General features: G+C 40.5%; 8 protein-coding genes, 1 tRNA gene and 1 pseudogene. All 10 read right to left on the bottom strand.

Annotation, left to right across the window (positions count from 1 at the left end; translation table 11 throughout):
• Positions 1 to 414: 414 nt before the first annotated feature.
• The gene (rpoC, locus tag ACFILL_RS06715; protein WP_273790656.1) at positions 415 to 4,626 is read right to left on the bottom strand and encodes a DNA-directed RNA polymerase subunit beta'; all 4,212 of its coding nucleotides are present in this window, start codon (positions 4,624 to 4,626) and stop codon (positions 415 to 417) included.
• A gap of 172 nt (positions 4,627 to 4,798) precedes the next feature.
• Positions 4,799 to 8,947 (bottom strand): DNA-directed RNA polymerase subunit beta, encoded by a 4,149-nt coding sequence (gene rpoB / locus ACFILL_RS06710; protein WP_273790655.1) that lies wholly within the window; start codon positions 8,945 to 8,947, stop codon positions 4,799 to 4,801.
• A gap of 289 nt (positions 8,948 to 9,236) precedes the next feature.
• Positions 9,237 to 9,608 (bottom strand): 50S ribosomal protein L7/L12, encoded by a 372-nt coding sequence (rplL, locus tag ACFILL_RS06705; protein ID WP_273790654.1) that lies wholly within the window; start codon positions 9,606 to 9,608, stop codon positions 9,237 to 9,239.
• A 101-nt stretch (positions 9,609 to 9,709) separates the two neighbouring features.
• Entirely contained in the window at positions 9,710 to 10,228 is a 519-nt protein-coding gene (gene rplJ / locus ACFILL_RS06700) for a 50S ribosomal protein L10 (RefSeq protein WP_012755027.1), read from the bottom strand.
• Between the two features lie 361 nt (positions 10,229 to 10,589).
• A complete protein-coding gene (gene rplA / locus ACFILL_RS06695) occupies positions 10,590 to 11,294 on the bottom strand; it encodes a 50S ribosomal protein L1 (protein ID WP_375631242.1) in 705 nt (234 codons plus the stop codon).
• A 4-nt stretch (positions 11,295 to 11,298) separates the two neighbouring features.
• Complete coding sequence (rplK, locus tag ACFILL_RS06690) at positions 11,299 to 11,727, bottom strand: 50S ribosomal protein L11 (protein WP_273723157.1); 429 nt, start codon at positions 11,725 to 11,727, stop codon at positions 11,299 to 11,301.
• A 149-nt stretch (positions 11,728 to 11,876) separates the two neighbouring features.
• Positions 11,877 to 12,407, bottom strand: coding sequence for a transcription termination/antitermination protein NusG (gene nusG, locus ACFILL_RS06685; protein ID WP_273790740.1), 531 nt, complete (start codon positions 12,405 to 12,407; stop codon positions 11,877 to 11,879).
• A 20-nt stretch (positions 12,408 to 12,427) separates the two neighbouring features.
• Positions 12,428 to 12,640 carry a preprotein translocase subunit SecE gene (gene secE / locus ACFILL_RS06680; protein WP_273790652.1) on the bottom strand — a complete coding sequence of 71 codons (213 nt, stop codon included), beginning with the start codon at positions 12,638 to 12,640 and terminating at the stop codon, positions 12,428 to 12,430.
• A 201-nt stretch (positions 12,641 to 12,841) separates the two neighbouring features.
• Positions 12,842 to 12,917: transfer RNA gene (locus ACFILL_RS06675), tRNA-Trp, on the bottom strand.
• 46 nt (positions 12,918 to 12,963) lie between these two features.
• A pseudogene (locus tag ACFILL_RS06670) lies at positions 12,964 to 13,028 on the bottom strand (elongation factor Tu); the annotation flags it as partial.

The raw sequence follows: 13,028 nt of genomic DNA, 5'->3' as shown, positions 1-13,028 counted from the left end.
GCATTGTATAGTAGAGAATCAATTATTTTTTAGATTACAGAAAAGACTATTGACCTTTCATTATAAATCCTTTTAAATCTTTATAGAAGATATCAATCAAAAATTTTCCTAAAATTCAAAATCAATCATTATTTGATTTGTAGATAATCACTCTTTTCCTTGAATATGGCTTTTGAGTTTTACATATTTTGGAAAAATTCTATACTGCTTTTAGAAATTAAGAAACTTTAAAATAAAGTAACAAAAAAGATAAACATCATTACAAAATAATAAGCTACTAAAGACGTTCCAAATAACTGTCGCCTTATAATTTTTGACATTTTCAAGAAAATATGTAACTTCTGCATTTTGAGATAAAAAAACGTCTGAACTTTCTATTCAGACGTTTTTATATTATGTGATGTTGTATTTAAATTATTCAGCAACGGCCCCGGTTGTCATATTTGTCAACATAGCCTTAGCCACTTCGTTATTACTAGACTTACGCTGCTCATCTACAATCAAATCATCACGAACCGCAGCAATACGACGGATTTGAGAAATCGTACCGCCTGTACCTGCTGGAATAAGACGACCGACAATAACGTTCTCTTTAAGTCCTTGCAAAGTATCAATTTTACCAGAAACTGCTGCTTCAGTAAGAACACGTGTTGTTTCCTGAAACGATGCCGCCGAAATGAAAGAAGGCGTTTGAAGAGAAGCTTTTGTAATTCCAAGAAGAATGGGATTACCAGATGCTGGTTTCTTCCCTTCTGCAATCAAATTATCATTGATTTCATCAAGTTCAATACGATCAACATTATCACCTGGAATATAACCAGAATCTCCAGATTCAGTAATTTCAACTTTTTGCAACATTTGACGAACAATCACTTCAATGTGCTTATCATTAATAAGAACTCCCTGTAAACGATAAACCTCCTGAATCTCATTAACAAGATAAGATGCCAAAGCTTCAACCCCCTTAATCGCCAAGATATCATGAGGTGCTGGATTACCATCAAGGATATAATCTCCCTTTTCAATTTGATCGCCTTCTTGGAAGTGAAACAACTTACCTTTTGGAATCAAATATTCTACTGCCTCAAGAGTTTCATCATTTGGTTCAATAATGATACGACGTTTATTCTTATAACCACGGCCGAATCGAATCGTGCCACTTACTTCAGCAATAATCGCATGATCCTTTGGACGACGCGCTTCAAAAAGCTCAGCCACACGTGGTAAACCACCCGTAATATCTTTCGTCTTGGCACTTTCCATTGGCAAACGAGCAATAACATCACCAGCCTTAACATGAGCACCAAGCTCAACAGAAAGAATAGTTTCCACTGACATCATATAACGGGCTTCACCTCCCTTATACAATTTAGCAATGGATTCACCTTCTTTATCTGTGTGAATAATAATGGCTGGTTTAAGATCCGCACCACGTGGATTAGCGCGCCAATCAATCACCAAACGCTTTGTAATACCCGTAGATTCATCAGCTGTTTCAGTGACAGATAGACCATCAACCATATCTTCAAAACCCACATATCCTTCAACTTCCGTTAAAATTGGACGTGTATAAGGATCCCATTCTGCTATACGTTGGCCACGTTTAACCACATCACCATCATCAACAAAAATATGAGCACCATAGCTAACACGATGTACAACGCGCTCTTTTCCTAACTCATCCTTAATAAGGATAGCCATATTACGCCCCATAACAACCAATTGGCCTTCAGAGTTACGAACCACATTACGATTACGAATCTCCACCTTACCTTCATAAGATGCCTCTAAATACGATGAATCAACAACCTGCGCAGTTCCTCCTAAGTGGAAAGTACGCATAGTAAGCTGTGTTCCCGGCTCACCAATGGATTGAGCAGCAATAACACCAACGGCTTCTCCCTGATTAACAGGTGTTCCACGCGCCAAATCACGACCATAGCATTTTGCACAAACACCAAGACGTGTTTCACATGTTAAAGCAGAGCGAATTTGAACAGATTGAATCCCAGCTGCTTCAATCTTCGCAACATCAGCTTCCTCAATCATTGCTCCACCTTCAAGGATAACCTCTCCAGAGACAGGATGTAGAATATCAACAAGCGCTGTACGACCAAGAATTCTTTGCCCAATGGAGGCAACAATTTGTCCTGCATCAACAATCGGCTGCATGGTAAGCCCTTTTGCGGTACCACAATCAACTGCTGAAATAATAGCATCCTGTGCAACATCAACAAGACGCCGTGTTAAATAACCAGAGTTCGCCGTCTTTAACGCAGTATCAGCAAGTCCTTTACGTGCACCATGCGTGGAATTGAAGTACTCATTAACAGTTAGACCTTCTTTAAAATTTGAAATAATAGGCGTTTCAATAATTTCACCCGATGGTTTTGCCATTAATCCACGCATACCGGCCAATTGTCTCATCTGGTTAGCAGAACCACGAGCACCAGAGTGCGACATCATATAGATCGAATTCATCGGCCGTTGACGACCTGTTTTAGGATCAAAATCGACGGCTTGAATACGTTTCATCATTTCATCTGCAACGCGATCTGTACATTTACCCCAAGCATCTACAACCTTATTGTATTTTTCACCTTGTGTAATCAAACCATCATTATATTGCTGTTCGTACTCCTTAGCCAAAGCTTCTGTTTCTGCAACTAAACGAGACTTACTATCAGGAATAACCATATCATCCTTACCGAATGAAATTCCTGCACGACAAGCATAAGAAAAGCCAAGCTGCATAATACGGTCACAAAAAATAACCGTCTCTTTTTGTCCACAGTGCCGATAAACATGATCAATCATTTTAGAAATATTCTTTTTCGTCATCTCTTGATTGACAATATCAAATGAGATATCCGCACTTCTTGGCAAAAGCTCACCGATAATCAAACGACCAGGTGTCGTATCATAAAGTTTAGAAACTTCTTTTCCATCCTTCCCAATATTCTTAACACGGCCTTTAATCTTCGTATGAAGCGTTACAACCTTATTTTCCAAGGCATAATGAAGCTCACCTATATCAGAAAAGGCCATTCCTTCACCTGGTTCTTTTTCAGAAACAATTGAAAGATAATAAAGACCAAGAACCATATCCTGTGAGGGAACAATAATGGGAGCACCATTGGCCGGATGAAGAATATTATTGGTGGACATCATCAAAACACGGGCTTCAAGCTGTGCTTCAAGAGAAAGCGGAACGTGAACCGCCATCTGATCACCATCAAAATCTGCATTAAAAGCAGTACACACCAGTGGATGAAGTTGAATAGCTTTGCCTTCAATTAAGATAGGTTCAAAAGCCTGAATCCCCAAACGGTGCAATGTTGGCGCACGGTTGAGTAAAACAGGGTGTTCACGAATAACCTCATCCAAGATATCCCAAACTTCTGGATGTTCTTTTTCAACAAGCTTCTTTGCCTGCTTTACCGTTGATGAATAGCCTTTTGCATCAAGCCGCGCATAAATAAAAGGCTTAAATAATTCAAGAGCCATTTTTTTAGGAAGACCACATTGATGCAATTTTAATTCAGGACCCGTCACGATAACAGAACGCCCCGAGTAATCAACTCGCTTCCCAAGTAAGTTCTGACGAAACCGTCCTTGCTTGCCCTTCAACATATCTGATAGAGACTTGAGAGGACGTTTATTGGCTCCAGTAATCACACGCCCACGCCGTCCATTATCAAACAATGCATCAACAGCTTCTTGTACCATACGCTTTTCATTGCGCACGATAATTCCAGGAGCACGCAATTCAATCAGCCGTTTCAAGCGGTTATTACGATTAATAACACGCCGATAAAGATCATTCAGATCTGATGTCGCAAAACGCCCACCATCAAGCGGAACCAATGGACGCAAATCCGGTGGAATAACCGGAATTGTTTTCATTATCATCCACTCTGGCTTATTTCCAGATTCAAGAAAATTTTCAACGATTTTAAGTCGTTTAATCAATTTTTTCTGCTTTAACTCTGAAGTTGTTTCAGCTAATTCGAGACGCAAATCATTAGCGATTTTATCTAACTCCATACTAGCTAAAAGCTCGTAAATAGCTTCAGCGCCAATCATAGCTGTAAATTGATCTTCTCCGAACTCATCAATAGCAAGCATATATTCTTCTTCAGAAAGAAGCTGATGGAGCTTAAGAGATGTCAACCCTGGTTCGGTTACAATATAATTCTCAAAATAAAGAACCCGCTCAATATCTTTTAAAGTTAAATCTAAAAGTGTAGAAATACGACCTGGTAATGATTTAAGAAACCATATATGTGCAACAGGTGCCGCAAGTTCAATATGCCCCATACGCTCACGACGTACGCGCGAAAGAGTAACCTCTACACCGCATTTTTCACAAATAATGCCCTTATACTTCATGCGTTTATATTTGCCACATAGACACTCATAGTCCTTAATAGGGCCAAATATACGTGCACAAAAAAGACCATCACGTTCTGGTTTAAAAGTCCGATAATTAATAGTCTCAGGCTTCTTAATCTCACCATACGACCAGGACAAAATTTTCTCAGGACTCGCAATAGAAATACGAATAGAGTCAAATGTCTGCGCTGGCGCTTGAGGATTGAAAAGATTCATGACCTCGTGGTTCATGCTGTTCTCCTTCAAAGATTCTTAGAACCTGTTGTAATATCTCATTTATTTTATAACAGATCTTCTTTAAAAGACATTTACTTTTAAAAACGACCTGTATAGCCTTAATAAGGTTATTGAGCCTCTTAAAGTAATAAGAGCGCAGCCTTTTTCCAGTGCGCTCCTTGAATTATTACTCTGCCGTATCAGACAATGCCCGCTGTGCAATAAGTTCACGCGCATCATCAAGCTCCACATTAAGAGCAAGTGAGCGCATTTCTTTTACCAACACATTAAAGCTTTCGGGTATCCCTGCCTCAAATGTATCATCACCACGCACAATTGCCTCATAGACTTTTGTCCGCCCAGCCACATCATCTGATTTTACTGTTAGCATCTCCTGCAAAGTGTATGCAGCACCATAAGCTTCAAGTGCCCATACCTCCATTTCACCAAAACGCTGACCACCAAACTGTGCCTTACCTCCTAATGGCTGCTGCGTCACAAGTGAATAGGGACCTATAGAACGTGCATGAATCTTATCATCAACAAGGTGATGCAATTTCAACATGTAAATATATCCCACCGTTACTGGACGATCAAAAGGCTCCCCAGTACGACCATCATAAAGCGTAACCTGCCCTGAACTATCTAAGCCTGCGTCTTCCAGCATCATGTTAATATCAGACTCATGTGCTCCATCAAAAACAGGCGTTGCAATTGAAACCCCTTTTTTCATCTGTAATGCCAATTTGTAGAGGCTTTCATTATCATACTGACGGACTGGTTCATTATGATTATCATCAGGCATAAGATTTTCAATACGCTGACGCAGCGGCAATATATCCCCAGTCTCTTGATACAACTCTAACAAATCACCAATCTTCTTGCCCATCCCCGCACATGCCCAACCAAGGTGCGTCTCAAGAATTTGTCCAACATTCATACGACTAGGCACACCAAGCGGATTCAAGACGATATCAGCATGGGTCCCATCTTCAAGAAATGGCATATCTTCTACGGGAAGAATACGTGAAACAACACCCTTATTTCCGTGACGTCCCGCCATCTTATCACCTGGTTGGATTTTGCGCTTCACAGCCACAAAAACCTTCACCATTTTCATGACACCAGGAGGCATTTCATCACCTCTTTGGACCTTTTCAACTTTATCCATAAAGCGACGTTGTAATGCTTCCTTTGATTCATCATATTGCTTGCGCAAAGCTTCAATTTCATTTTGAAGTTTTTCATCCTCAACAGCAAATTGCCACCACTGGGATCGTGGATAATGCCCCATCACTGTACTATCAAGCTTTTTGCTGCCCGAAAAGCCTTTCGGACCTTCTACAGCAACTTTACCTGTCAACATATCGGTGAGGCGCGAATAAACATTGCGATCAAGAATAGACTGTTCATCATCACGGTCTTTTGCTAAACGCTCAATTTCTTCACGCTCAATTGCCATCGCACGTTCATCTTTTTCCACGCCATGGCGATTAAAAACGCGAACTTCAACAACAGTACCAAAAGTCCCAGGAGGCATACGCATAGAAGTATCACGAACATCGGATGCCTTTTCCCCAAAAATCGCACGCAGAAGCTTTTCTTCCGGCGTCATGGGACTTTCACCTTTTGGTGTAATCTTTCCAACTAAAATATCACCCGGTTGAACTTCAGCACCAATATAAATAATGCCAGCTTCATCAAGATTTCTTAACGCTTCTTCCGCAACATTAGGAATGTCGCGCGTAATTTCCTCAGGCCCAAGTTTTGTATCGCGTGCCGCAACTTCAAATTCCTCAATATGAATTGAAGTAAACACATCATCAGCAACAATGCGCTCGGATAACAAAATAGAATCTTCATAATTGTATCCATTCCAAGGCATAAAGGCTACGAGAACATTCCGCCCAAGAGCCAAATCACCAAGATCCGTGGATGGACCATCTGCAATGATATCACCTTTTTCTACCCTATCACCAACATTTACAAGAGGACGCTGATTAATACAAGTGGACTGATTAGAACGCTGAAATTTCTGTAAGCGGTAAATATCAACGCCTGATTTTGAAGGATCTAAATCTTCTGTTGCACGGATAACAATACGGGTAGCATCAACTTGATCAACAACACCACTACGTTTTGCACTCACAGCAGCTCCTGAATCGCGCGCAACTATGGATTCCATTCCCGTCCCAACAAATGGTGCTTCAGCGCGTACAAGAGGAACTGCCTGACGCTGCATGTTTGATCCCATAAGTGCACGATTCGCATCATCATTTTCCAAAAAAGGAATAAGCGCTGCTGCAACTGAAACCAACTGTTTTGGTGAAACATCCATCAAATCAACATGATCACGCGGCGCCATTAAAACTTCACCAGCATGACGGCAAACAACAAACTCTTCTATAAAACGACCTTCGCTATCTAATGAAGAATTAGCCTGAGCGACATAATGCTTTGCTTCTTCCATCGCTGAAAGATAAATAACTTCTTTTGTAACTTTTCCATCAATAATTTTTCGATATGGACTTTCAATAAAGCCATATTTGTTAACTCGCGCAAATGTTGCTAAGGAGTTGATTAGACCAATATTAGGGCCTTCTGGTGTTTCAATCGGACAAATACGACCATAATGCGTAGGATGTACGTCACGGACTTCAAAACCCGCACGTTCACGAGTCAAACCGCCTGGACCAAGAGCAGAAAGACGACGCTTATGGGTAATTTCCGACAATGGATTGGTTTGATCCATAAACTGCGACAATTGTGAAGACCCAAAAAACTCACGAACTGCTGCTGCAGCAGGCTTTGCATTGATCAAATCCTGTGGCATAACTGTATCAATTTCAACCGATGACATACGCTCTTTTATCGCACGCTCCATACGAAGAAGACCAATGCGATATTGATTTTCCATCAACTCCCCAACGGAACGAACGCGACGGTTGCCAAGATTATCAATATCATCAATTTCACCACGTCCATCACGCAATTCAACCAACATCTTAACAACAGCAAGAATATCCTCTTGGCGTAAAATGCGAACTGTGTCTGGACAATCAAGATCCATACGCAAATTCATCTTAACACGCCCAACAGCAGAAAGATCATAACGCTCTGGATCAAAAAACAATGAATGGAACATTGCTTCTGCTGTATCGATTGTTGGAGGCTCACCTGGACGCATTACTCGGTAAATATCAAATAACGCATCCTGCCGACTTTCATTTTTATCCACCTTCAAAGTATTGCGGATGTAAGCGCCAATATTCATGTGATCAATATCAAGAATATTGATTTGATCAGCACTAACATCAAGCAAAATTTTTAATACTTTTTCGTCAATTTCATCACCAGCCTCAAGGTAGATTTCACCTGTTTCGTAATTGACGATATCTTCAGCTAGATAACAACCTAATAAATCATCTTCACTAACTTTAACCGCTTTAAGTCCTTTTTCTGCCAAAGACTTCGCAGTACGAACTGTTAATTTTTTACCAGCCTCCGCAACGACTTCACCACTATCTGCATCTATAAGGTCAGAAATGAGCTTCATTCCTTTAAAGCGATCAACAGAATAAGGAACTCGCCATCCTTCTCCATCACGCTCATAAGTCACTTTATCATAAAACGTTGATAAAATATCTGACGCATCCATACCTAATGCCATCAAAAGACTTGTAACAGGAATTTTGCGCCGTCGATCAATACGCGCATAAACGATGTCCTTAGCATCAAACTCAATATCAAGCCAAGAACCACGATACGGAATAACACGAGCAGCAAAAAGAAGCTTTCCTGATGAATGGGACTTTCCTTTATCATGGTCAAAAAAGACACCAGGAGAACGATGCATCTGAGAAACAATAACACGCTCCGTACCATTAACAACAAAGGTACCATTCGTCGTCATTAAAGGCATATCGCCCATATAAACGCCTTGCTCTTTAATGTCTTTGATATCTTTGGAGCCAGTATCCTCATCAACATCAAAAACAATCAAACGCAATATGACCTTTAATGGGGCAGCATAAGTTAAATCACGTTGACGGCACTCTTCAACATCAAATTTTGGTAAATCAAATTCATAACCTACAAACTCAAGCATAGCTGTACCGGAAAAATCTGAAATAGGAAAAACAGATTTAAAAACAGCTTGCAAACCTTCATCTGGTCGTCCACCTTTCGGTTCCTCAACCATGAGAAACTGATCGTATGACGCTTTTTGAACCTCAATAAGATTCGGCATTTCTGCTACTTCAGGAATCTTACCAAAAAATTTGCGTACGCGCTTACGACCATTGAATTGAGACATCATTGCGTGAGTCTGAGCCATCGTCGCTCCTTGATCTTTACTCTTCAAGGTAGACCAACCTTGAAAGCCTTATATCATTAACCTGCATATGCAGACCAGTTCACTTGACACTCAATAATGAGCATCATTAACTTTCCCCACCAACATAAGCCATTTATCTTTTTGACTCTATGATGAAGGAGTAAGTAATCTAAACCTATCCCATTCCTGTTACGAAACCATTAGGAAAAGGTTTTTTACTCATTATTTTCCCTCTTTGTATTAAGAGAAAGAAATCGGCGAACATAAATGCCCGCCGATAAAATTAAATTTACTTAAGTTCCACTTTAGCACCAGCAGCTTCAAGTTGAGATTTAATTTTTTCTGCTTCTTCTTTAGAAGCAGCCTCTTTAATAGGCTTAGGTGCACCTTCAACCAGATCTTTAGCTTCTTTAAGACCAAGTCCAGTAAGAGCACGAACTTCCTTAATAACATTAATTTTTTGTGCGCCACCTTCAACAAGAATAACATCAAATTCTGTTTTTTCTTCAGCAGCTGGAGCAGCAGCACCAGCAACAGCAGCGACAGCTACAGGAGCAGCAGCCGAAACTCCCCACTTTTCTTCAAGTAACTTAGAAAGCTCAGCGGCTTCCAAAAGGGTTAGATTAGAAAGGTCTTCTACGATCTTCTCTAGATCAGCCATTTTTAAATTCCTTCAATTAAAAGATTTGAACCATTATTAAATTTTATCCAAAAAAACAGAAAAGCATTAAAGCTCTTCCATAAACGTGAATACAAACAGCCTTAAGCCGCCTTATCCTCCTGAGCATATGCTCCAATGACACGTGCAACCTGACCAGCAGGGGCATTAACAACCTGTGCAATACGGGTCGCAGGGGTAGAAATCATACCCACAAGTTTTGCACGCAACTCGTTTAATGAAGGCAATGAAGCCAATGACTTCACAGCATCTACAGTTAAACTTGTTGCACCCATTGAACCGCCAAGTATGACAAATTTGTCATTGCTTTTCGCAAAATCAACAGCAACTTTCGGTGCTGTGATTGGATCTTCTGAATAAGCAATAAGTGTTTGTCCAGTAAACAAACCCACTATCGATTCAGATTCCGTGCCCTGAAGAGCGATTTTAGCAAGACGGTTTTTGGCGACTTTAACGGCACCGCCAGCTTCACCCATTTTCGAACGCAGATCATTCATCTGTGAAACTGTCAGACCGGAATAATGTGCAACAACAACAGAACCAGACTTCCGAAAAGCCTCGTTAAGCCATGTAACAAATTCGCGTTTTTCCGCTCTATTCACTGTCTCTCTCCATTTAACAGATTTACTTAAAACAAACCTGTTGGTTACCTTTGATAACATAAAATACTTCATGTCACCGATGAGGATCCTGTCCCCTTTTTCACGCACAGCGTTCAAAGGCAACCTTGGCTCAAACCCTTTAAGTCTTTTAACTCTCAGTTTTTACCCCAGTCTCATGCAGGTTTTTTTTGATTAAGATACTTAAAAGTATCACCTACAATCTCGGACAGGATATTCCGGAATTTCTCCGGGCACAACCTAAGCCCTATAAAGCTTAGATAGCTAAATGCTGATCAAAACCAGCACTTTAAAATACAATTTTGATATTCCCATACCCAAAAAAACAAAATCATAAATCAGCTTACATTAACTCTGAACGAACCGTTGCTGGATCAACTTTAACACCAACTCCCATAGTCGACGAAACAGCAACGCGTTTAATATATTCACCTTTTGCACCTTGCGGTTTAGCTTTAATAACTGCACTTGCAAAGGCTTTTATATTTTCTACGATTTTTTCAACACCAAAAGAAGCCTTACCAATACCAGCATGCACAATACCAGCTTTTTCCACACGAAACTCAACAGCACCACCTTTAGAAGCTTTGACAGCACCGGCGATATCAAGTGTTACAGTACCAACCTTCGGATTTGGCATCAAACTCCGTGGACCAAGAATCTTACCAAGACGACCAACAAGAGGCATCATGTCCGGCGTTGCAATACAACGATCAAAGTCTATAGTCCCTCTATTAACGCTTTCAAATAAATCTTCGGCACCCACAATATCAGCTCCTGCCGCCTTAGCTTCCTCAGCCTTATCCCCACGAGCAAAAACGGCAACACGAATATTTCTCCCTGTCCCATTAGGCAAATGAGCAACACCTCGAACCATTTGATCAGCATGACGAGGATCAACACCCAAGTTCATTGAAATTTCGATTGTTTCATCAAACTTAGCAACTGCACGCTCCTTAACCATTGAAACGGCATCTTTTAAAGCGTAAAGTTCATTAAAATCAATATCTTTCCGGATATTTTTTATTCTTTTTGCTACTTTTGCCATAATATTAGCCCACCACTTCCAAGCCCATCGAGCGAGCAGAACCTTCAACCATACGCATTGCTGCCTCAATGTCATTCGCATTAAGATCTTTCATCTTTGATTCCGCAATCGAACGAATTTTATCGCGAGAAATGCTTCCTACAGACACTTTACCAGGCTCTTTTGAGCCAGATTTCAGGTTTGCTTCCTTCTTTAAAAAGAATGATACAGGAGGCGTCTTGAGAGAAAATGTGAAAGACTTATCTTGATAATACGTAATAACAACTGGAATCGGCGCTCCCTTTTCCATTTCTTGTGTAGCTGCATTAAACGCCTTACAAAACTCCATGATATTAATACCACGCTGCCCAAGAGCTGGACCAATCGGTGGAGATGGAGTAGCAGCTCCTGCAGGAACCTGCAACTTAAGCTGACCTATACTTTTTTTTGCCATAACAATCTGCCTTTAATTTCACTGGTATACTGACAATTCACCTTGCCCGTTACCCGCTGCAGTCACGTGGTTCGGATCATTAAGCCGACAAAAGCTATAAATCACCTCCCACTCCTTCCTTAAAGTAATTAAAACTACTCTAAGTTTAATCAGAGTTTTTCAACCTGACCAAATTCCAAATCAACAGGCGTAGGACGCCCAAAAATAAGCACTTCAACCTTAAGACGAGAGCGCTCTTCTTCAACCTCTTGAACAATTCCATTAAACGAAACAAAAGGACCATCAGCAACGCGAACTTGCTCTCCAACTTCAAACAATACAGAGGACTTTGGAGACTCAACCCTTTCCTGAACTTGTTTGAGAATTTGCTCAACCTCTCGATCAGAAATTGGAACAGGACGCGCATCCGATCCTAAAAAACCTGTCACTTTAGGCGTATTCTTAATAAGATGATAAACTTCATCTGTTAACTCAGCACGAACAAGAACATAACCAGGAAAAAACTTTCGCTCAGTATCAACTTTGCGTCCACGACGAACCTCTACAACACGCTCTGTTGGAACAAAAATCTTTTCAAAAAGATGATCAAGTCCCTTTTGCTTTGCCTCCTTATCAATAGCTTCCGCTACTTTCTTTTCAAAATTTGAATATGCCTGAACAATATACCAACGAGCTGCCACAGTCACACTTCCTTACATTCTCAACTAAAAAGATATTTCAGAAGATCAATAACCCGCCAAACACCAAAATGCATAACCTGATCCACAATAAAAAAGAAAGCTGAAGCCAATGCAGTTACCAACAAAACCATAATAGTAGAAATAACCGTCTCACGACGTGTAGGCCATTTCACTTTAATTGTTTCTGCATAAACCTGCTTCAAAAAGGTAATCGGATTGGTTTTAGATGCCATCGTCACACTATACTCTCTCTAGTCCTATTGTGTTTTATAGAACAAAATAAACAGGAAAAAATGCAAAAGCCAACTTTCAGACTTATGCAATTTCCTTACTTTCTATTCAATACCGTTTCACACACAAAAAAACAAGCCCCATATCAAAAAAAGCGAAAAAGGCAGCAAAATCCACTCCCTTATATGTAAAATCCCCCCCTTTGGCAGGGGCAGCAGGACTTGAACCCGCGACCTGCGGTTTTGGAGACCGCCGCTCTACCAACTGAGCTATACCCCTAACTCTCAAAACTAAAACACTTTTAACACCCTTTAACAAGCATTATTTATTCAATGATCTTAGAGACGATACCGGCACCAACAGTACGACCACCTTCACGAATAGCAAAAC

Source organism: Bartonella sp. AP20NXHL, from assembly GCF_042196165.1.
Taxonomy (GTDB): Bacteria; Pseudomonadota; Alphaproteobacteria; order Rhizobiales; family Rhizobiaceae; genus Bartonella.
The sequence above is the reverse complement of the archived record's forward strand: the minus strand, read 5'-3'. Positions and strand labels throughout refer to the sequence as shown.